At 69.2% G+C, this 20,520-nt stretch carries 20 protein-coding genes and 4 tRNA genes; 7 read left to right on the forward strand and 17 right to left on the reverse strand.

Going from position 1 to position 20,520, the window contains the following annotated elements:
- Window positions 1–180: 180 nt before the first annotated feature.
- A complete protein-coding gene (locus AOK08_RS15385; RefSeq protein WP_055526132.1) occupies window positions 181–759 on the reverse strand; it encodes an HIT family protein in 579 nt (192 codons plus the stop codon).
- Window positions 760–826: 67 nt separating this feature from the next.
- Here AOK08_RS15385 and AOK08_RS15390 point away from each other — a divergent pair, with 67 nt between their 5' ends.
- On the forward strand, window positions 827–1,495 hold the full coding sequence (locus tag AOK08_RS15390; protein ID WP_055526133.1) for a potassium channel family protein: 669 nt from the start codon (window positions 827–829) through the stop codon (window positions 1,493–1,495).
- Window positions 1,496–1,579: 84 nt separating this feature from the next.
- Here AOK08_RS15390 and thrS read toward each other — a convergent pair whose 3' ends face one another.
- The 3 genes from thrS to AOK08_RS15405 form a co-directional block, all read right to left on the reverse strand.
- A complete protein-coding gene (gene thrS, locus AOK08_RS15395; protein WP_055526134.1) occupies window positions 1,580–3,556 on the reverse strand; it encodes a threonine--tRNA ligase in 1,977 nt (658 codons plus the stop codon).
- A 122-nt stretch (window positions 3,557–3,678) separates the two neighbouring features.
- Window positions 3,679–4,902, reverse strand: a complete 1,224-nt coding sequence (locus AOK08_RS15400; RefSeq protein ID WP_055526135.1) for a hypothetical protein — start codon at window positions 4,900–4,902, stop codon at window positions 3,679–3,681.
- Window positions 4,899–5,465, reverse strand: a complete 567-nt coding sequence (locus AOK08_RS15405; protein ID WP_055526136.1) for a DUF4365 domain-containing protein — start codon at window positions 5,463–5,465, stop codon at window positions 4,899–4,901. Before AOK08_RS15405 ends, AOK08_RS15400 begins: the two co-directional genes overlap by 4 nt.
- 168 nt (window positions 5,466–5,633) lie before the next feature.
- On the opposite strand from AOK08_RS15405, the gene AOK08_RS15410 reads away from it, so the two are divergent.
- The gene (locus AOK08_RS15410; protein ID WP_055526137.1) at window positions 5,634–6,359 is read left to right on the forward strand and encodes a 3'-5' exonuclease; all 726 of its coding nucleotides are present in this window, start codon (window positions 5,634–5,636) and stop codon (window positions 6,357–6,359) included.
- A 52-nt stretch (window positions 6,360–6,411) separates the two neighbouring features.
- On the opposite strand, the gene AOK08_RS15415 is transcribed toward AOK08_RS15410, so the two are convergent.
- The 8 genes from AOK08_RS15415 to AOK08_RS15450 form a co-directional block, all read right to left on the reverse strand.
- Window positions 6,412–6,483: transfer RNA gene (locus tag AOK08_RS15415), tRNA-Val, on the reverse strand.
- A gap of 61 nt (window positions 6,484–6,544) precedes the next feature.
- On the reverse strand, window positions 6,545–9,292 hold the full coding sequence (locus tag AOK08_RS15420; protein WP_055526138.1) for an exo-rhamnogalacturonan lyase family protein: 2,748 nt from the start codon (window positions 9,290–9,292) through the stop codon (window positions 6,545–6,547).
- Window positions 9,293–9,429: 137 nt separating this feature from the next.
- Window positions 9,430–10,035 (reverse strand): hypothetical protein, encoded by a 606-nt coding sequence (locus AOK08_RS15425; protein ID WP_198539276.1) that lies wholly within the window; start codon window positions 10,033–10,035, stop codon window positions 9,430–9,432.
- A 32-nt stretch (window positions 10,036–10,067) separates the two neighbouring features.
- Complete coding sequence (locus AOK08_RS15430; RefSeq protein ID WP_055526139.1) at window positions 10,068–10,958, reverse strand: carbohydrate ABC transporter permease; 891 nt, start codon at window positions 10,956–10,958, stop codon at window positions 10,068–10,070.
- Window positions 10,955–11,911 (reverse strand): carbohydrate ABC transporter permease, encoded by a 957-nt coding sequence (locus AOK08_RS15435; RefSeq protein ID WP_055526140.1) that lies wholly within the window; start codon window positions 11,909–11,911, stop codon window positions 10,955–10,957. Before AOK08_RS15435 ends, AOK08_RS15430 begins: the two co-directional genes overlap by 4 nt.
- A gap of 14 nt (window positions 11,912–11,925) precedes the next feature.
- Window positions 11,926–13,212: an ABC transporter substrate-binding protein gene (locus tag AOK08_RS15440; protein WP_055526141.1), complete on the reverse strand. Its 1,287-nt coding sequence runs from the start codon at window positions 13,210–13,212 to the stop codon at window positions 11,926–11,928.
- A gap of 406 nt (window positions 13,213–13,618) precedes the next feature.
- A tRNA-Val gene (locus AOK08_RS15445) sits at window positions 13,619–13,690 on the reverse strand.
- A 55-nt stretch (window positions 13,691–13,745) separates the two neighbouring features.
- Window positions 13,746–14,198, reverse strand: a complete 453-nt coding sequence (locus tag AOK08_RS15450; protein ID WP_055526142.1) for a TIGR02611 family protein — start codon at window positions 14,196–14,198, stop codon at window positions 13,746–13,748.
- A gap of 190 nt (window positions 14,199–14,388) precedes the next feature.
- Between AOK08_RS15450 and AOK08_RS15455 the strand changes: the two genes are divergently transcribed.
- Together AOK08_RS15455 and AOK08_RS15460 are read left to right on the forward strand one after the other, a co-directional pair.
- Window positions 14,389–14,802 carry an SsgA family sporulation/cell division regulator gene (locus AOK08_RS15455; protein ID WP_004002642.1) on the forward strand — a complete coding sequence of 138 codons (414 nt, stop codon included), beginning with the start codon at window positions 14,389–14,391 and terminating at the stop codon, window positions 14,800–14,802.
- A gap of 270 nt (window positions 14,803–15,072) precedes the next feature.
- Complete coding sequence (locus tag AOK08_RS15460) at window positions 15,073–15,642, forward strand: CGNR zinc finger domain-containing protein (RefSeq protein ID WP_055526143.1); 570 nt, start codon at window positions 15,073–15,075, stop codon at window positions 15,640–15,642.
- A 122-nt stretch (window positions 15,643–15,764) separates the two neighbouring features.
- On the opposite strand, the gene AOK08_RS46445 is transcribed toward AOK08_RS15460, so the two are convergent.
- On the reverse strand, window positions 15,765–15,917 hold the full coding sequence (locus tag AOK08_RS46445; protein WP_006375961.1) for a hypothetical protein: 153 nt from the start codon (window positions 15,915–15,917) through the stop codon (window positions 15,765–15,767).
- Between the two features lie 180 nt (window positions 15,918–16,097).
- Entirely contained in the window at window positions 16,098–16,562 is a 465-nt protein-coding gene (locus tag AOK08_RS15465) for a hypothetical protein (RefSeq protein WP_055526148.1), read from the reverse strand.
- Window positions 16,563–16,762: 200 nt separating this feature from the next.
- On the opposite strand from AOK08_RS15465, the gene AOK08_RS15470 reads away from it, so the two are divergent.
- Window positions 16,763–17,305 carry a DsbA family protein gene (locus AOK08_RS15470; RefSeq protein ID WP_055526149.1) on the forward strand — a complete coding sequence of 181 codons (543 nt, stop codon included), beginning with the start codon at window positions 16,763–16,765 and terminating at the stop codon, window positions 17,303–17,305.
- A gap of 41 nt (window positions 17,306–17,346) precedes the next feature.
- Here AOK08_RS15470 and AOK08_RS15475 read toward each other — a convergent pair whose 3' ends face one another.
- From AOK08_RS15475 to AOK08_RS15485, 3 genes are all read right to left on the reverse strand, one after another.
- A complete protein-coding gene (locus AOK08_RS15475; protein WP_055526144.1) occupies window positions 17,347–18,171 on the reverse strand; it encodes a GNAT family N-acetyltransferase in 825 nt (274 codons plus the stop codon).
- A 109-nt stretch (window positions 18,172–18,280) separates the two neighbouring features.
- On the reverse strand, window positions 18,281–19,102 hold the full coding sequence (locus AOK08_RS15480; RefSeq protein ID WP_055526145.1) for an aminotransferase class IV: 822 nt from the start codon (window positions 19,100–19,102) through the stop codon (window positions 18,281–18,283).
- Window positions 19,099–20,157 (reverse strand): chorismate-binding protein, encoded by a 1,059-nt coding sequence (locus AOK08_RS15485; RefSeq protein ID WP_055526146.1) that lies wholly within the window; start codon window positions 20,155–20,157, stop codon window positions 19,099–19,101. Before AOK08_RS15485 ends, AOK08_RS15480 begins: the two co-directional genes overlap by 4 nt.
- A gap of 155 nt (window positions 20,158–20,312) precedes the next feature.
- On the opposite strand from AOK08_RS15485, the gene AOK08_RS15490 reads away from it, so the two are divergent.
- Together AOK08_RS15490 and AOK08_RS15495 are read left to right on the forward strand one after the other, a co-directional pair.
- Window positions 20,313–20,385, forward strand: a tRNA-Gly gene (locus AOK08_RS15490).
- A gap of 40 nt (window positions 20,386–20,425) precedes the next feature.
- A tRNA-Cys gene (locus tag AOK08_RS15495) sits at window positions 20,426–20,499 on the forward strand.
- The last annotated feature ends 21 nt before the right edge of the window (window positions 20,500–20,520 follow it).

The raw sequence follows: 20,520 nt of genomic DNA on the forward strand, positions 1-20,520 counted from the left end.
GTGGTGGGGGTGTGCGTCCTCTGGGGGCTGCCGCCCCCAGACCCCCGCTTTCGGCCCTGAAGGGGCCTCGTCCTCAAACTCCCCCAGAGGGGGCACCCCCAACGGGCTGGATGGTGCGGGCCTCAGCCCCAAGAGGTGGACGGGCTGAGGTCGACAGGCTGGACGGTGCTGGCCTCGGCCTCAGGGGTCCGACGGGTCGGCGGGTGCGGTCCATGCCTCCGCCAGCATCTTCCTTGTGTCGCCCAGCAGTTGAGGCAGCACCTTGGTGTGGCCCACCACCGGCATGAAGTTCGTGTCGCCGCCCCAGCGCGGGACGATGTGCTGGTGCAGATGGGCCGCGATGCCCGCGCCCGCCACCGTGCCCTGGTTCATCCCGATGTTGAAACCGTGCGCCCCGGACGCCTTGCGCAGGGCCGTCATCGCCTGCTTGGTCAGCTCGGCCAGTTCAGCGGTCTCGGAATCCGTCAGGTCCGTGTAGTCGGCGACATGCCGGTACGGCACGACCATCAGATGGCCACCCGTGTACGGGTACAGATTCAGCACCGCGTAGACCTGCTCACCGCGCTGAAGGATGAGGCCGTCCTCGTCGGACTTGGCCGGGATCGAGCAGAAGGGACAGCCGTCGTCGGCCCCCGGACCGGTCGGCTTGTTCTCACCCTGGATGTACGCCATCCGGTGAGGCGTCCACAGGCGCTGAAACGCGTCCTGTGTCCCGACTCCGATCTGCTGCTCCGGCTCACTCGTCATGCCATGCAGCATATTGCTTCGCCCATATGGAGCGTGTCGCCGGGGCACGCGCCGGGACACCCGCGGCCAAGCTGTCGGCATGGACGACGACAGCCGCACGGAACGCTGGGAGCGGCACACCGAGATCCCTCTCGGAGTCGCGTCACTGCTGTTTCTCGCCGCGTACGCGGTCCGCGTACTGGCCCTCGATCCGTCCGACGCCGGACAGGACCTCTGCCTCGCCGTGCTGCTGGGCACCTGGGCGCTCTTCGTGCTCGACTACGCGGTGCGGTGGCGGCTGAGCGGCGAAGGCCCGCGATTCGTCCTCACGCACTGGCTGGACATCCTCGTCATGGTGCTGCCCCTGCTGCGCCCGCTACGTATGGTCAAGGTTCACGACGTCGTACTGCGCCGGCGTGGCCGGCCCCGGCTCGCGCTGCACGCGCGCGTGATCGTGTACACGGGTCTGTCGGTGACACTGCTCGGGTTCGCGGGCGCCCTGGCCGTGTACCAGCAGGAGCACTCCGCGCCCGGCGCGACGATCCGGACGTTCGGCGACGCGGTGTGGTGGACCTGCGAGACGCTCGCGACCGTCGGGTACGGCGATTTCTCGCCCGTCACTCCGGTCGGCCGACTGATCGCGGTGGGCCTGATGGCATGCGGGCTGGCCCTGCTGGGGGCGGTGACGGGGTCGTTCGCGTCGTGGCTGGTGCAGGTGTTCTCGCGGGAGGGCGACGAGAGGCCCCCGGGGAATTCCCCGGGGGCCTGAATCCCCGCGTTGGCGGGGACGACGGAACGTTGAGCTTCTGCTGTGTCCGGATCTTCGGACCACCCCCGCGTCGGCGGGGAGCAATCACACCTGCACTCGACGCTCCACCACATCAACGAGCTTCGCGAGCGCTTCGTCACGCGGAATGCCGTTCTCCTGCGAACCGTCGCGGTAGCGGAACGACACCGTGCCCGCGTTCATGTCCTCGTCGCCGACGATGACCATGAACGGCACCTTCTGCTTCTGGGCATTGCGGATCTTCTTCTGCATGCGGTCGGACGACGAGTCGACCTCGACGCGCAGGCCCTTCCTCTTGGCCTCCGCGGCGAACTTCTCCAGGTACTCGACATGTCCGTCGCCGATCGGGATACCGACCGCCTGAACAGGCGCCAGCCACGCCGGGAACGCCCCCGCGTAGTGCTCGAGGAGCACGGCGAAGAACCGCTCGATGGAGCCGAACAGGGCCCGGTGGATCATCACCGGACGCTGCTTGGAACCGTCCGGACCCGTGTACTCCAGGTCGAACCGCTCGGGCAGGTTGAAGTCGAGCTGGACCGTCGACATCTGCCAGGTGCGGCCGATGGCGTCCTTGGTCTGGACGGAGATCTTCGGGCCGTAGAACGCGGCGCCGCCCGGGTCGGGAACGAGCGGCAGACCCTGCTTCTCGGCCACCTGCCGCAGCGTCTCCGTGGCCTCTTCCCAGATCTCGTCCGAGCCGACGAACTTCTCCGGGTCCTTGGTGGACAGCTCCAGGTAGAAGTCGGTCAGGCCGTAGTCGCGCAGCAGGCCGAGGACGAAGGTGAGCGTCTTGTCGAGCTCCTCCGCCATCTGCTCCTTGGTGCAGTAGATGTGCGCGTCGTCCTGGGTGAAGCCCCGGGCGCGGGTCAGGCCGTGTACGACGCCCGACTTCTCGTACCGGTACACCGTGCCGAACTCGAAGAGCCGCAGCGGGAGTTCACGGTAGGAACGGCCGCGCGCGTCGAAGATCAGGTTGTGCATCGGGCAGTTCATGGGCTTGAGGTAGTAGTCCACTCCCTCGTCGAGCTGCATGGGCGGGTACATGCCGTCGGCGTACCAGTCCAGGTGGCCCGAGGTCTCGAAGAGCTTCCCCTTCGTCGCGTGCGGGGTGTAGACGAACTCGTAGCCCTCCTCCTCGTGCCGGCGGCGCGAGTAGTCCTCCATCACGCGGCGGATGACGCCGCCCTTGGGGTGGAAGACGGCGAGGCCGGAGCCGATCTGCTCCGGGATGGAGAAGAGGTCCAGCTCGTTGCCGAGCTTGCGGTGGTCGCGCTTCTCCGCCTCGATGAGGAAGTCGAGGTGTGCCTTGAGCTCCTCCTTGGAGGGCCACGCGGTGCCGTAGATGCGCTGGAGCATCGGGTTCTTCTCGCTGCCCCGCCAGTACGCGGCGGCGTTGCGCATCAGCTTGAACGCCGGGATGTTACGGGTGGTCGGCAGGTGAGGACCCCGGCAGAGGTCCTTCCAGCACAGGTCGCCGGTCTTGGCGTCGAGGTTGTCGTAGATGGTCAGCTCGCCGGAGCCGACCTCGACGTTCGCGCCGTCGTCGGTCGACGCGGAGCCCTTGATGCCGATCAGCTCCAGCTTGTACGGCTCCGACGCCAGCTCCTCGCGGGCCGCCTCGTCGGTCACCACACGGCGCGAGAACCGCTGCCCGCGCTTCTGGATCTCCTGCATCTTCTTCTCGATGGCCTTGAGATCCTCGGGCGTGAACGGCTTCTCGACGTCGAAGTCGTAGTAGAAGCCGTCCTTGACCGGCGGGCCGATGCCGAGCTTGGCCTCGGGGAACAGCTCCTGCACGGCCTGGGCCATCACGTGGGCGGTGGAGTGGCGCAGGATGTTGAGGCCGTCCTCGGAGGAGATCTCGACGGGCTCGACCTCCTCGCCGTCCGCCACCGCGTACGCGAGGTCCTTGAGCTCCCCGCCCACGCGCGCGGCGACGATCGTACGTTCGCCGGCGAAGAGGTCGGCGGCCGTAGTCCCCGTCGTCACCACGCGCTCTTCCCGCTCGGAATCGCGATGGATGATCACACGGACGTCTGACACCGGTCTCTCCTGACTGAAGGTGGGTGCGGCGCCATACCGAGAGCGCGCGCAGGTGAGGATCGTACCGACCCCGACCCGCCCACCGCGAAACAGATAACCGGAGGCCCCCGCCCTCGGCCCCCTCAGTCGTCGCCGCTGCACGCCTCCTCGAAGAAATCGAGGTTCTCCTGGAGCGACTTCATGAGCCGGTCCCGCTCCGCCTCGTCCACCTGGACGGGTACGACACCGGAGGCCTGGGTCAGCCGCCGGAAGCCGCCCCGGCTCTCCAGCCGGCCGTGCACCCGCACCGGCAGCCCGACGAGGTGGGCGTGCCCGGCGATCCGGTACGCCTCCTCGTCGAGTGTCATCCGGACGTGCGGGATCTCGGCGCCGGCCAGCACCCGCAGGCGTACGGCGCCCTCACCGCGCGGCCCCGACCTGCGCATCCGTACGACCGTGCCGGTGATGCGGACCGGCACCGACGGTTCCTCGCGCAGGTACCGGCCACCGGCCGCGCGCAGGACGGGCAGGTCGCCCGGGGAGAACTCGACGGGTTCGGCGCCGGCCGAGCAGCCCTCGGGGACGTCCGCGCCGGGCGCCCACTCGACGGCGATCCGGGCGCCCTCCGTACCGCGTACGAGGGCGACGAGGGCCTCGGTCAGCTCGTGGCTGACGCCTGCCTCGACGGCGCCGTCGAAGGCGTCCATGCCGCCGGTGGCCCGGTGGTAGTCGATGGCCTCGCGGGCCGCGTACAGGGCCTGGTGGAGGCGTACGGCGAGGGGGCGGCCGGTGCCGACGGGGACGAAAGCGGTGAGGCTGCGGCCCGCGGGGGCGGCGCCGACGAGGACGTGTTCGAGGAGGGTGTCGGCGGTCCTGCGGTGGCGGGCGCCGTAGTAGCCGGCACGCGCGCGTGTGGCGAGGGCGCCGGCGAGCATCATCCGGCGGGCGGCGGAGCGCAGTTGCTCCTCGACTGGCCAGGAGGCGACGCCCGCGGGGCCGGTCGGGACGTCCCGCCACCAGCGGATCTCGTCGCTGGGCACGGCGAGGCCGACGAGCACCTCGCGCGCGGAGGGTGATCCGCTGCGGGCGAGGGCGACGAGGGCCTCGGCGAGCAGGTCGTCGCTGTCGGGGAAGGCCCGGCTCTCGGGCACGAGGAGGCTCGTGCCGTTGCCGCCGGGCCCTGGTGGGGTCCAGCGTCCGTACCGTCCGACGGCTCCGCCGCGCCGCTGCCAGCCGTGCCGGCGCAGCAGGGCGCCGAGCACGGCGGGGTCGACCTGTTCGGGCGGGGGTGGTTCGTCGTGCCAGGGGGTGTCCACGGGGTGTGGCCTGACGGGCCGCAGGGGGTCCTCGGTGGGCCGGTGCGTCACGGTCTGCCTCCCGTCCCGACGCGCGTCATGATCTCGCAGAGCGCGCGGTCGTCGAAGATGCGTGAGGTCGGTATCCGCACGGTGGTCCGGTACCGGCCGGTGGTCCGCTGGCCGGCGAGGTTGATCCAGTAGCAGCAGTGCCGCAGGTCGAGGCGGTCGTGTCCGGCGCGCAGCCAGTCGTCCTGTGCGCGCGGTACGAGCATCACGACCAGGATCTTGTGCACCGAGACCGGGGTGCGGGCGAGTTTCGCCAGGTGGGCGTTGTCGAGTGCGAAGGAGAAGTACGGGCCCGGCGGGTTGGGTGCGATCTGGTAGGTGCACTTGAGCTGGACCTTGATGGTGACCTCGTCGTCGACCGTGTGCCCGGGGGCGCTGTGGCTGACGTGCCAGTCGATGCCGTTGTCGGGAAAGGGCTGGGACAGCGAGCAGCCGGCCGCAGCTGCCACGGCGTGCAGATAGCCCACCTGGAGCGTCTCCATACATGCCGTGGTGGCGAGGTTGCCTCGAAGGGGTGCCGTCCGCTCGGGCAGCAGCCCGCCCCGCTCGGGCTGCGCTATCGCCATGACCAAATGCCTTCCAAACCGGATGAATTATGGTGACAGGCCGGTGAAGTGCGTAAACCTGTACCTCTGTTGTCTCCTTCCGGCGTACGGCGCAAACAGCCCGGGTATCACCAAACGGGCAGAAGACGGTGCGTCAGCTGCCGTGGGTGAACAAGGAGTTGCATAGGTATGACGTGCTGGTACGAGGGCCCTTTGGCCGCGTTCGACACGGAGACCACGGGTGTGGATGTCGAGACCGACCGGATCGTGTCGGCTTCCGTCGTGGTCCAGGAAGGTCCGGCCATCCGGCCGCGGGTCAGTCGCTGGCTGATCAACCCGGGTGTGCCCGTTCCCGCCGGGGCGACGGCGGTGCACGGGCTGACGGACGACCATCTTCAGCGCAACGGCCGCTGGCCGTCTCCCGTGATGGAGGAGATAGCCAGGGCGCTGGCGGAGCAGGCGGCGGCGGGCCGTCCGCTGGTCATCATGAACGCGCCCTTCGATCTGACCATGCTGGACCGGGAGTTGCGACGCCATCGTGCCTCGTCGCTCGACGTCTGGTTCGACTCGAAACCACTGCTGGTGCTGGACCCCCGGGTCCTGGACAAACACCTGGACCGCTACCGCAAGGGCCGCCGCACCCTCACGGACCTGTGCGCGCACTACGGCGTCGCGCTGGAGGGTGCCCATGACGCGGCGGCGGACGCGCTGGCCTCGCTGGAGGTCGTACGGGCGGTCGGGCGGCGTTTCGCGACCCGGCTGGAGCGCCTGTCCCCGGCCGAACTGCACAGTCTCCAGGCGATGTGGCACGCGGAGCAGGCACGGGGCCTTCAGGCCTGGTTCACGAAGAGCGGTACGCCGGAGGCGGTCGACCCGGCGTGGCCGCTGCGCCCGGAGATGCCGGCGGCGGCATGACCCCGGACATGAGAAAAGCCGGTCCGTCGATGACGGACCGGCCTTCTCCCGGTGGGCGATACTGGGTTCGAACCAGTGACCTCTTCGGTGTGAACGAAGCGCTCTCCCACTGAGCTAATCGCCCGGGAACGCACCGAACAATACAGGTCCGGGCGGGCTTCGTTCAAACCGCTTGGCGGTGGGCGCTACCGCGGAGGCATCCTGTCGCCCAGCAGGGCGAGGTTCTCGATGGCGGCGAGGCCGTAGAGGGCGGTGTCGTTGGTGGACACCCAGGTGGCCTCGCTGCCGGGGACGAGGGCGACCGGGCCGCTCACCGGCTCGGTCCGCCAGGGGGCCGACTCCTGGTAGCCGTCGGAGTTGTAGAACTTGTCCCACGCGCGCGTGGCGAGCTTCGGGTCACCGGTCCGCACCGCCGCGTAGGCATCGAGCCGCGAGTGGCCCTGGAAGAGGAGTAGGGTGCCGAAGTTGGAGCCGTAGCGGGCCGCCTGTTCGGCCTTGGTGGCGTTGAAGTAGCGGCAGTAGTCGAGGTAGGCCGCCTTGAAGCCGGGCATGTCGATCAGGTCGATCAATTCGGCGCACAGCTCGTTCAGCCCGAAGACGGCCGAGAGGTGCGAGACGCCCACGACAGGCGCCGCGGCGACGGCGAACCTCCCGGTGTCGAGGTCGTACAGTCCGCTGCCCTGGACGAAGCCGTTGGGCTGGGCGGCGATGGTCTCCATGGTGGACAGCACGCGCGCCTTGGCCTTCTCCCACTTGGGCCCCTTGCGTTCCCACTCCGTGAGCCACGCGGAAACGAGCCCGCTCCAGTCGGTGCCGAAGCCGATCGACAGGGCGTGCCGGTCGGGTGTGTAGGGCTCGGTGCGGATCTTGCGGATGGGGTCGAGGACGAGGAAGGTCTCGTCGCTGTCGACGTTGGCGTGCATGAGGTCGCCGACGCGTTCGTCGCCGGTGAGGAAGTAGTAGAAGCGGCGGTAGGTGGTGTTGGCGATGCGCTGCTGTTTGGCGCTGTCCGCGTAGTGCTGCACGCCGTGCCGGGTGCCGAGGCCGGCCCACTGGCCGAGGTGGTAGACGTCGACCTCGCCGGTGTGCCGGGTCATCGCCTCGGCGAAGCGGAAGATGTCCGCGCGGCCGGAGCGCAGATAGGCGTACCAGAGCCAGAGGTCGGGCGACAGTTCGGAGTTGTCCCAGGCGTAGCCGCCGATGTCGTACCGCCATTGGTGCCTGGCGGTGTCGTACGAGTGCATGATGTCGCCGTAGTCCCAGAAGCCGTACCAACGGCGTTGTTCCACCTGGTCCTTGTAGTAGGTGAAGAGGAAGTCGAGGTGGTCCTCGATCCTGGCCTTGGCGGGCGTCGAGCGGTCGGGCTCGGAGTAGAGCCCCGGGCCGAAGACCTGGGCCTTGATGTGTTGCCTGGGCGGGGCGGCCAGCTGGGGCAACACCCTCACCGCCTCGATCTGTTGGGCCAGTGCCGCCGGTGACGGCGTCGACTCGTTGGCCCAGAAGAGGAGTTCGGAGGTACGGGCGATGCCGTAGGGGGTGCCGAAGCCGGGTTCGTAGTCCTCGTACGTGATGTTGAGGCCTTCGAGCTGCTTGGCGTACGTGTCCTGGCCCATGCCGTCGTGGTAGAAGCGCAGGTCCATCGGCTGGGCCTCGGGCGACCACAGCCAGAGGGTGACCTCGGCCTCGTCGGTGTGGGCGTCGCGGATGTCGAGCTGGGCTGGGTGCTTCTCCCAGAAGTCCCGCAGGCCGAAGGAGAATCCGCCGCTCGCCCCGCCGACGTAGCCGAACCCGGAGGCCCGTCTGCCGCCGCCGGCGGCGATCCAGCCGTGTCCCTTCTTGGTGCGCTTGCGGAGGGTGAAGCCGTCCGCCGAGAGCTGGGAAAGGGTGTAGTCGCCCCACTCGGGGATGTACTGGAGGCGGGTGGTGACCCGCTGGTCCCAGGTGGCGGGGTCGGGCAGCTTCTCCCCCGCGAACTGGGCCGCCTGGACGGCCGCTCCGGGGTCGCGCCGCTGCCCGGTGATGCCCTTGACGGCCTCGCGCAGCAGTCCGGTGCCGTCGCCGCCGATCCGGATGTGCCGGTCGTACGACGCGTCTCGCATCGGCACGGCGAAGCGGACGCCGATGCCCCGGATGAAGTCGCCGCTCGCCCTGCCGGGCTCCTGTGTGCCGTCGTACGTGATGGTGTGGACCATGCGGAAGGAGTCGGCGCCGGCGTAGAAGTAGAGGCGGATGGAGAAGGGGAGCCAACTTCGGCTGCCCTTACGGTGTTTGCCGTCGATGCGGACCACCGCCCTTACCGGTCCGTCCTGTTCGACCTCGACCTTGCCGATGGCACTCTCGAAGCGCTCGAATCTGATGGCGCCCTGGTCCTCGTCCTCGATCTCGGGCTGGCGGATGAGGACGAGCCGCCCGTTCCTGGCGATCTCGGTGGAGCCGCGTTTGACCGACTTCACCAGTGTGGAGCCGGACTTGCCGATGCACGCGGTGATGGCTCCGGTCGAGATGTCGATGGTCCCGCCGCTCCTGTCGACGGTGACCTTCGAGGCGGGCGTCTCGGGGACCCCGGCGGCGAGCGTCAGCTTCCCCGTCATCGACCTCCCGCCCGAACTCACCGCGTGGGCGGTCCACTTGAGGGTGCCGTCGGGCCAGTGGGCGAGCGGCCAGGACTGCACGGGTACGGCCTTGCCGTCGGCGTCGGTGAGCGCGAAGGTCTGGTCGGCGTCGTAGGCGCCCTTGGGCCAGGGCACGCCGACCGTGGATCCGGGTGCGGCACCGAGGCCACCGTCCTCCAGCCAGTCCAGGGTCACGGGGTCGGTGTCGGCGGTTCCGGGTTCCGCATGCGCGGCCTTCGCTCCCAGGGCCCAGCTGAACTGGGCGGCGGCTCCGGCGACCGCGGCGGCCTTGAGGAGGGACCTGCGGGGGATTCGGGACATGAGGGACCAGCCTTTCCTTCCGTACGAGCCGTACGACCCTTACGAGCCTTACGAGCCGAACGAACACGGGGACAGTCAGGGTCATGACAGTGAGGGTCCGGTGCCGGGGCACCGCCCTTGGACGTGGGCACCGCCCGTCAGCGGTGGCGGTGCCGGTGGCGCTCCTCCACGGCGACGGCCGCCGCCGCGACAGCCCCCAGAACGGGCACCGCCAGCGGCGCGAGGAATCCCGCGGACAGCGCCACGACGGCCAGCCCGCAGACGACCAGGAAGGACCCGGCGGGATCGCGCGCGGTGCGGCGCCCGGCGTCAGCGAGCAGCGCCCGCCAGGCGGCACCCGGCGTCCAGACGGCCGCCGCCCGCAGCAGGGCGACGGCGACGCCGAGCAGCGCGAAGACCCCGACGGCCCCGGCGAACGTCCCGCCGGGAATCCCGGCCCGCGCGGCGAGGATGTCCACCCGCACCGCGAGGGCGACCGCCCAGCCGGCGAGCCCGACGGCCCACCCGCCGCGCAGGGCCGCCCGGAAGTCCGCGACGAACTCCCGCCACCCGCCGCCCACATGGGTCGTCCGGCGCCGCAGATGCCGCGAGCCGGCGGCGAAGGCAGCCGGGTAGGTGACGACCCCGAGGCAGGCGACGGCGATCCACACCCCGGTGAGCAGGCACTCGGCGAAGACAGCGAAGCGCTCGCCGAACAGCGACTCCTTGCGCGGGAAGCGTGCCTTCACATGTGCTCGGGCCATGGTGACCACCTCACCCTTCTGCCTCGCCCGCTTCACTTCAGTCCGGAGGTCGCCATACCGTCGATGAGATAGCGCTGGAAGGCCATGAAGAAGGCGACGACCGGCACGAGCGCCACCAGTGACATGGCGATCATGCTGCCGTAGTCGGAGATGCCCTCCTGGTCGCGGAACATCATCAGGCCGAGCGAAACGGTGTACTTGGAGGGGGTGTTGAGGTAGATCAACGGTCCCATGAAGTCGTTCCACGCGTTGATGAAGGTGAAGATGGCGCTGGTGATGACGGCGGGCCGGCTCAGCGGCAGCACGATGGACCAGTAGGTCCGCAGATGCCCGCAGCCGTCGAGCTTGGCGGCCTCGTCCAGTTCGCGCGGCAGCCCGCGCATGAACTGGACCATCAGGAAGACGAAGAACGCCTCCACGGCGAGGAACTTGCCCGCGACGAGCGGCACGAGCGTGTCGATGTAGCCGAGGTGGCGGAAGAGCACGTACTGCGGGATGAGCAGCACGTGGTACGGCAGCAGCAGGGTGCCGATCATCAGCGTGAACAGCAGGTTCCGCCCGGCGAACCGGATCTTGGCGAAGGCGTACGCGGTCAGCGAGCTGGACATCACCACGCCGACGACGGCCAGGCCCGCGTACATCAGCGAGTTGCCGAAGAAACTGCCGATGGAGATGTCCGAGATGCCGTCGGCGAGCCCGGAGAAGTTCGTCCAGACCGGTTTGGCGGGCAGCAGGTCGAGGCTGGCGACGATGTCCTCGCTCGGCTTGAACGAGGCGCCGAGCACCCAGACCACCGGGTAGAGGACGACCGCGAGCACGAGCAGCGCGCCCACGTGCCAGGCGACGGATCCGATACGCCGTCGCCCGTTCGCGGGACGCGCGACAGCACTGGCGCTGGCACTGGCACTGGTGGTACCGCTCACTTGGCGGCCTCCTCGTAGTGCACCCACTTCTTCTGCGACCAGAACAGGACCGCCGTGACGAGCGCGACCGCGACCACCAGTGTCCAGGCCATCGCGGAGGCGAAGCCCATCTGGGACTCCTTGAAGCCCTTCTGGTAGAGGTAACAGGTGTAGACGAGGGTGGCGTCGGCGGGCCCGCACCGGGTGTCGGAGACGACGTAGGCGGAGCCGAACACCTGGAACGCGTGGATGGACTCCAGCAGGACGTTGAAGAAGAGCACGGGGGACAGCATCGGCAGTGTGATGTTCCAGAACCGCCGGACCGGGCCGGCCCCGTCCATCTCGGCCGCCTCGTACAGCTCCCTCGGCACCTGCTTGAGCCCGGCCAGGAAGATGACCATCGGCGCGCCGAACTGCCAGATGCTCAGCGCGACCAGGGCGTACAGGACGTAGTCCGGGTTGCCGATCCAGCCGCCGGCGTCGATGCCGAAGATCTTCTGTGTACGGTCCACGACGGCGTCGTCGGAGAACAGCGCCCGCCAGACGAACCCCACGGAGACGCTGGCGCCGATGAGCGACGGCAGGTAGAAGGCCGCCCGGTACAGCGCCTGTCCGCGTCGCCGCTGCGCGAGCAGCATGGCCACGCCGAGCGCGAGGAGCAGCTTCAGCGGTGTGGCCACGACGACGTACTTCAGCGTGACCTCTACCGACTTCTGCCAGCGCGGGTCCTGGAACATGGTGGTGAAGTTGTCCAGCCCCACCCACTTGGGCGGTGTGAACAGGTTGTAGCTGGTGAACGCGTAGTACAGCGACGCGATCATCGGCCCCGCCGTGAGCAGCAGGAACCCCGCGATCCACGGCGACATGAAGAGATAGCCGGCGAGGTTCTCCTGGCGCCGCCCGCGCCGCCCGGCACCAGGAGCGGCCGACCTCTTGCGCACCGCGTGCACAGGCGATTCTTCGACGAGTGTCATGGCGGTACGTCCCCTCAGCCCGCGAACGCTGCCTCGGCCTCGCCGAACAGCGCCTTCGCCCCGTCGGCCGGCTTGGTCCGGCCCTGGGCGATCTCACCGCCGATGCGCAGGAAGGCCGCCTCGACGACGTCCGCGCCGGACGGGTGCGGGGTGATCTTCCCGAGTACGCCGGCCTTGGCGACCTCGTCCTCGTAGGCCGCGACGCCCTTGTTGTTGGGGTCGGTCGGCTTGAAGGCGTCGTACTGCTCGGTGGTGGCGAGGATGCCCCGGTCGTAGCCCATGATCCGGCCGGCCTCGGGGTCGTGGACCATGAAGCCGATGAACTGGGCTGCCTCCTTCGGGTGCTTGGTTCCGGAGAAGGCGCTGAGCATCAGCGAGCCTAGGTACTGGCCGGTGTCCTTGCCGTTCGTGGTGGGGATCGGCGCGAGCCCGTAGTCGGACTCGCCCTCGCCCTCGTAGCGGATGGAGAAGTTGTCCCAGGTGAATTCGGACGCGGCGAGCCCCGCCGACAGGCCGGACTTGGGCGAGACCTGCTCGATCTTCTTGGGGTCGGCGACAAGCCCGGACTTCACCCGTTTGTAGCCGTCGGCCCACCACTGCGTCAGATCGTCCTCGGTGAAACCGAGACCGGTGTCGGTGAAGAAGGCCTTGCCGTGCTGGCGCAGGTACAGGTCGTAGAGGTACATGATGGTGAAGTAGCCGGTGTCACCGGCGATCCTCAGCTTGTCCTGGATCGTCTGCAGGGCGGCGAAGTACTCGTCCCAGGTCCAGCCGAACTTCGCCTCCACGCCCGCCTTCGCGAAGGCCTTGACGTCGATGACGAGTGCCATGGTGTTGGCGCCGACGGGTACGCCGAGCTGTTTGCCGTCGACCTGACCGTTCGCCAGAACACCGTTGCGGAAGTTCTCCAGGCTCAGATTCCCGGCGTCCGCCTGGGTCTTGAGATCCATCAGAACGCCACGCTTGTCGTACTTGCGGAGAAAGCCGACCGCATTCTGGAAAACGTCCGGCGGATTTCCACCGGAGGCCTGGGTCTGGAACTTCTCCCAGAACGCCGCGTAGTCGGTGAATTCAGGCTTGATCCTGATCTTCGGATACTTCTTCTCGAAGAGCGCGATCGTCTTCTTGATGGCGAGGGTGCGCGGTTCGCCACCCCACCACGCGTAACGGAGTGTCACCGACCCATCTCCGGCATCGCTGTCACCACCGCACCCGGCCGTCGCCGTCAGCCCCAGCCCGGCCGCCGACGCTCCGGCCACCCTGAGGATCGTCCGCCGCTCAACATTTCCGTTCTCAGGCACAGTGGGCCCTCCCCGTAACGTCGTTGGCTCGTGCGTGAATCGTTTCAAGTAAGCGCTTGCTGGCACAAGGTACGGAGGGTCCCGGAATGCGTCAATGATTCGCACAGGATTTCTCTGGGCCAGGGCCGAAACAGGCCTGCCGGGTGCGGAGTTGAGGCGGGCCAGGGGGCCGTGCGGAGTGGGGAGTCGAGCCGGGTCGGGTCGAGCCGGCCAGGTCGAGCCGGGTCGCACGACTGGGACCCGACCGACGTCAGCGCCGGCCGATGACAGGGGCGGCCGATGACAGGGGGCGGCATACGCCAGGGGGCGGCCGAGGCCGGCACCGGCCGACGCCTGCCGGACGAAGCCGAACAAAAAATGCGGCCCGTGTCCACGTTTCCGTGGACACGGGCCGCACTCGATCCGGTGGGCGATACTGGGTTCGAACCAGTGACCTCTTCGGTGTGAACGAAGCGCTCTCCCACTGAGCTAATCGCCCGGACACAGAGAGAACATTACCCCATGTCAGGGGGTGCCCCGGACACGAGCCGGGATCACTGATCCTTGATCTTCCAGGGCATTTCCAGCCCGAACTTCCATACGTAGATCCCGACGAGAACCGCCACGATCACCAGGCCGACCGTCGTCAGGATGATGTTGCGGCGGCGCACCCTGGGGTCGAGCGCGCGCTGTGTCGCCTCGGTGACCTTGCGCTTGGTCCAGCGCAGCACCAACTGGGCCCAGACGAACTCGGTCGCCCAGATCGCCATACCGCCGAAGATCACCAGCCAGCCCGGTCCGGGCAGTGGCAGCATGACGATGCCGGCGCCCACCACCGCGAGGCCCACGACGAACACGCCGACCTGCCAGCTCACATGCAGCATGCGGCGCGCCTTGATGAATTCCGGCGCCCTCGACCCGAGCTCACGCTCACCAGCGGCCGCACCGGCCCCGGTCTCATCTGGTGTCACGACGGCCTCGACCGGCTTGTCACTCCCCGTATTCATACAGCCAAACCTACCGGACAGAAACCGGTCACCGGAATGGTCGTAGCCGACGAACCGGCCGTCGGCCGGAAGAGTTACGTAAAGGCACGCAAAACCCTCAGAGGGGTTTACAACGGCACCGTAGGTGGCATGTCGATTTCGCCGACGTGCGAATCCCCGAGCGCACACTGAGCGAAAGGCCTTGGCGCTTATGAACACCACGGTCAGCTGCGAGCTGCACCTGCGCCTCGTTGTGTCGAGCGAGTCCTCACTGCCCGTTCCCGCAGGACTGCGGTATGACACGGCCGATCCCTACGCCGTGCACGCCACCTTCCACACCGGAGCCGAGGAAACCGTCGAGTGGGTGTTCGCCCGCGACCTGCTCGCGGAGGGCCTCCACCGGCCCACCGGCACCGGTGACGTCCGAGTCTGGCCGTCCCGGAGCCACGGTCAGGGCGTTGTCTGCATCGCCCTCAGCTCCCCGGAGGGCGAGGCCCTGCTCGAAGCACCCGCACGAGCCCTGGAGTCCTTCCTGAAGCGAACGGACGCCGCCGTGCCACCCGGCACGGAACACCGCCACTTCGACCTCGACCAGGAACTGTCACACATCCTGGCGGAAAGCTAGGACGAGGACCCCACTGAGCCGCCCGGCGCCGTCCACTCGGGGAGACGGCTCGGGTCACAACCGCATATGGCACACCGTCGCCGCCCCGCGGGTCTCCGCGGGGCGGCGACGGTGTGTCCGCATATCCATATGTGCAGATGTCACGACAAACTTAGCTTCTCCGGTCCCGCCACGGCCGAGGCTCACCTCCGTCGCTGTGAGCCACTACCATCGGCCAGCATCGGCGGGCGGGTGCCCGCCCGACCGCCCAGGCAGGCCAGGGAGAGCAACGTGCTGATCACCCACGACACCCGGTGCGCCCTCGACACCGTGGTCGATCTGGTGAACACCGCACCGGAGGACGACTCGACGGACGGCTCGACGGACGGACTGCCCGATGTCGACGCGCTCGAGGATTTCGCACGAAAGCACAGCATGAGTGACATCGGCGTGCTGTCGGAGCTCGATCTCGCCGCCGTGCACAGGATCCGGGGCCGGTTCTCCGGTGTGTTCGCGGCCCAGGACGCCCGGACCGCCGCCACCGTCATCAACGAGCTGGTCGCCGCCGCGGGCACCACGCCCCGGCTCACCGACCACGACGGCTACGACTGGCACGTGCACTACTTCGCCCCGGGCGCGTCCATCGCGGACCACCTGGCCGCCGACTGCGGGATGGCCCTCGCGTTCTTCGTGGTCGCCGGCGAGCACGAGCGGCTGCGGCGGTGCGAGGCCCCGGACTGCCGGCACGCCTTCGTCGACGTCTCCCGCAACCGGTCGCGCCGCTACTGCGACAGCCGAACCTGCGGAAACCGGCTCCACGTGGCGGCCTACCGGGCGCGCCGCAAGGAGTCGACGGGCTGAGTCGGCGGGCTGAGTCGGCAGGCCGAGTCGACCGGCCGAGTCGACGGACTGACAGGCGGAGAACCTGCCTCCGGTGCTGACGCAGCCCCCGGCGGGTGGCGCCGGGGACTGGCGTGTACAGCTCACAGCAACAGCAGATCGTGCAACGAAGCCATGAGCAGCAGACACCCGATCACCGCAAGGAAGATCATCAGCGGTGGCTGGGAAAGGGCGAAGAGGCACCCGCGCGGCTCGTCCTTCGGCGGCACGGCCTCGCTCTGTGTTGTGTCCAGCATCTCGCCGCGATGATGACGCAGCCGCCACCCTCTACGCGATCAACACACCCGGAATGTGCGGTAGTTCGCCAAATTCCTTAATGTCCTCGGCGAGTCATGATCACTTCCGGGCGCCCTGCGTCGCCTCCCGGCCGTTTGTGTCGTTTCAGACGTGATCAGCACGTCACCCCGGCTGCCTCGTCATATGCCGTGCTTCTTCAGGATCGCCTCGATGTCGCTGAAGTCGTCCCCTGCGCCGCCGCCGCGCGGCTTGGACGTCGGCTGGGCCGCCGGACGGGCCGCCGGACGTGAGGTCCTGCCCTGCCCCGGGCCCAGTGAGGGCGCGGAGGCCGCAGGAGCCACCACCCCGCGCTGCGCGGCCGGTATGTCCTGGCGTTCCCGGGTGCCGCTCCTGCGCCGCTCCACCGCACGGGTGGTCACGAAGAGCAGCCAGGCGCCGCCGAGCACGCCGAAGCCCGCCCAGGCGGAGGGGCTGAAGGCGGTGTCGGCCGCCCACCCGACCACGCCGGTCATCACCAGGCCGACGGGAACCAGCGAGTACGCGGCGATACGTGCCGCCGCGAGGAAACGCTTGCGGTACGCCGTGACCACCGCGATGCCCAGGCCGGCCGCGGAGACGGCGGAACAGACTGTCTCGGCAATCATCCGGTCCTCCAGGCAGGGTTCGGGCGCACAGGTGCGCGGTTCGGTCGCACCGGTGCGCTTCGTCCCTTCCATCCTGCACCGCCCGGCCCCCCGGATGCCATGCTCCGGCCGGACATCAGGGACATCTCCGGGTCGCCTCCTCCGCAGGACCCGGTGCCCCTCGTACGACGGGCACCGCCGGGGCTGGGAAACTGGTGACCATGAGCGACTCCTCCCCCGCCCCCGCCGGCACTCCCGCCCCGGCCTCCGTCCCCGTCGTCGAGGTCTGGTGCGAGCTCCAGTGCCCGGACTGCCGCACCGCCCTGGACGACGTACGCGCCCTGCGTGCCCGCTACGGCGACCGGCTGGAGCTGCGGCTGCGGCACTTCCCGCTGGAGAAGCACAAGCACTCCTTCGCCGCCTCGCAGGCCGCCGAGGAGGCGGCGGAGCAGGGGCAGGCGTGGCAGTACGTCGAGGCCGTGCTCGGCCGGGTCGAGGAGCTGGACCGTAGGGGTGAACCCTTCCTGGTCGAGGTGGCCGGTGAACTCGGGCTGGACGCAGAGGAGTTCGACACCGCGCTGATCGACGGCCGGCACATCCTGATCGTCGACGCCGACCAGGCCGAGGGCAAGGCCATCGGCGTGACCGGCACACCGACGTACGTCGTCGCCGGTGAGCGCCTCGACGGCGGCAAGAGCCAGGAAGGGCTGCGGGAACGGATCGAGGAGATCGTGGACCGGCTGCTGGCCGGGCAGGACGCCTGACCCCGCACGCCACCCACGCCCGGAGGTGCCCGGCCGTCGGCCTACAGCAGGTCCTTGTACAGGTGGTGGGTCAGCGTCTCGTACCCCAAGGACTCGTAGAGGCGTTCGGCCGGGGTGTTGCCCGCGAAGACGTTCAGGGAGATCTCCGACCGTCCGCCCTCGATCGACTGGGCCTCCGCCAGGAGCATGAGGGAGCGGCCGTGGCCCTTGCCCCGGTGCTCCTCTTCGGTCTCGACGTCGTAGACGAAGCCCAGGCCGTCGAGGGTGCCCGTCCACAGGGTGCCGACCCGGGTGCCCTCGTGCTCCAGGACGCTGAACGTCATGCCCTCGCTGGCCACGCCCTGCGGCAGCAGCACCTCGTGGTCCCGTTTCGCCTTGGCGTGGGCCTCCGCCGCCGGTACGCCCCGCGCGATCCAGTCCTCCGCGAAGGCCAGCCGGCCGGCCTCCTCCCACACCACGAACTCGGCCTCCGTCATGGGCCGGCCCCGGCTGCCGGCGGGCAGTGCGGGCGGGGTGACGCCGAGCGCCTTCTTCATGCGCCGGTTGCGCAGCACGTACCCGAGCGCGGTCGCGAGCCGCAGTGCCGTCGGCGAGTCGGCCGCGACGGAGGCCTCCATGCGCCGGCAGCCCCAGCCGCGCGCCACCTCCTCCGCGGCGAGCGCCGCCACCGTGGCCCGGCCGCGCCGCCGGTCGCTCTCGTCGATGCGGAGGTCCAGGATCTTCGCCACCGCGTCGCCGAAGGCGGGATGGGTGCCGAGATGTAGCGTGCCGACGGGACGGCTGTTCACGCACACCTGATAGCGGCGTGAACGCGTTCCGTCGGCCTCGTGCTGCAGCGGCTCGGTCGGCCGCAGGGTTGTGGTCATCAGGGGTGTTCTACCCGCTGCGGAGTCGGCCGTCAGCTTCTTTTCCCGCGACCTTCCTCGAACCTGTCCCCCGTGTCTCCCGTATCCCCGTGTCTGCCGTGTCTCCCGATCAGGGATCGAGATCGTCTCCCGCCCGCTCGTCGAAGACCCGCATCGCCTTGGCCGTCACCGGGCCCGGTACGCCCGGGAGTTGGCGGTCGTCGACGCGCAGTACGGCCTGTACGTCCCGCAGGGTGGACGTCAGGAAGATCTCGTCGGCGCTCTCCAGGACGTCCAGCGGCAGGTCGGTCTCCTTGGCGCCCGTCCACTCGACGACGAGTGCGCGCGTGACACCGGCGAGGCAGCCGGAGGCGAGCGGCGGGGTGTGGAGCTCGCCGTCCAGGACGACGAACACGTTCGACCCCGTGCCCTCGCACAGCCGTCCGACCGTGTTGCCGAACAGCGCCTCGGACGCGTCCTGTTCGCGTGCCCTGGCGAGGGCGACGACGTTCTCGGCGTACGACGTGGTCTTCAGGCCGGTGACGGCTCCGCGTTCGTTGCGCGTCCAGGGGACCGTGATCACGGCGGTGGTGTCAGGGCGCCGGGCGGACTCGCCGACGGCGACCACCAGGGTCGTGCCGTGCTCCCCCCGGTCGGAGCCGAGGGGTCCGTGACCGCCGGTGTACGTGATCCGCAGGCGGCCCAGGGGCATCGGGTTGGCGTCGAGTACGGCCGTGCAGGCGCGGCGGACCTCGTCGAGGTCGGGGTCGGGCAGACCGAGGCCACGGGCCGAGCGGGTCAGCCGGTCCAGGTGGCGGGTGAGCGCGAACGGCCGGCCGTGGACCGCCTTCAGCGTCTCGAAGATGCCGTCGCCCACGGTCAGCCCGTGATCGAACACGGAGACGCGGGCGGACTCGATGTCCCGCAGCCCGCCGTCCAGCCAAAGCTTCACGTCAACGATTCCTCTCCACTGCCGCTCACCTCGTACCCTCCCGACGCTACCGCGAGCAGCCGGGCCGCCTTCAGTTCGGTCTCCCGCCACTCCGCCTCGGGGTCCGAACCCCAGGTGATGCCCGCTCCGGTACCGAAGCGCAGCAGGCCGGCTGCCCGGTCGATCCAGAAGGTGCGTATGCCTACAGCCAGTTCGCCCGTGCCCCGGTCGGCGTCGACCCAGCCGATGCCTCCGCAGTACGGGCCCCGGGGTGCCGTCTCCAGGGCGTCGATGATGCGCAGGGCGCTCGACTTGGGCGCGCCGGTGACCGAGCCGGGCGGAAAGGCCGCCGCGAGCAGTTCCGGCCAGCCGGTGTGCGGGCGCAGCTCGCCCCGTACCGTCGACACGAGGTGGACCAGTCCCGGGTGCTTCTCGACGACGCACAGTTCGGGGACGGTCACCGAGCCGGTCGCGCAGACGCGTCCGATGTCGTTGCGGACGAGGTCCACGATCATCACGTTCTCCGCGTAGTCCTTCTCCAGGAGATCCGCCTCGGTGCGTCCGGTGCCCTTGATCGGGCCCGATTCGACGGTCCGGCCGGTCCGGCGGAGGAAGAGTTCGGGGGACGCGGTGGCTATCTCTACGCCCTGCGCGGGCAGGCGGATCGTTCCTGCGTACGGTGCCGGGTTGCCGTGCGCGAGCAGCGAGGTCAGCGCGTCCACGTCCGCGCCGGGTGCGACGGGCGCGGACAGTACGCGGCAGAGGTTCGCCTGATAGACCTCGCCGGCCGCGATGTGCTCGCGGATCCGGCGAACTCCCGCCGTGTACGCGGCGCGGTCGAGGGACGACGTCCAGTCACCGGCGGCCGGGCCCCGCCACTCCCCCGGTCCCGACCTCGGCGCCGGCACCCGTTCCTCTCGTACGTCCTGGAAGCGCGCGCAGGTCAGACGGCCGCCGTAGTCCGCGGACACGGCCCAGAAACCGGTGGAGTCGAGGGCTTCGGGATCGCTGGTGACATCGAGGAGACCGGTGGCGACGAGACCGCCGAAGCGGGCGAGCGGAGCGAGATCGGACACACCGCCGAGTCTATGGCGGGTGTCCTGCGGGTGCCCTGACCATGTCTTCGAGCGGGCACAGCGCAGCACGCTGCACAAACGCGTTTTTGTGCTGGCCCCGGAATCCGCTAGAGTTCAACACGTCGCCGGGACGCGAGAGCGCCTCGAAACGACATGCGGACGTAGCTCAGTTGGTAGAGCGCAACCTTGCCAAGGTTGAGGTCGCCAGTTCGAACCTGGTCGTCCGCTCGCATGGAAGTGGGGGATCTTCCCGAACCCCCGCACTCCTGGTGGAGTGGCCGAGAGGCGAGGCAACGGCCTGCAAAGCCGTCTACACGGGTTCAAATCCCGTCTCCACCTCCAAGGACGATTAGCTCAGCGGGA

The sequence above is a fragment of the Streptomyces graminilatus genome (genome assembly GCF_001418565.1).
GTDB classification, from domain to species: domain Bacteria; phylum Actinomycetota; class Actinomycetes; order Streptomycetales; family Streptomycetaceae; genus Streptomyces; species Streptomyces graminilatus.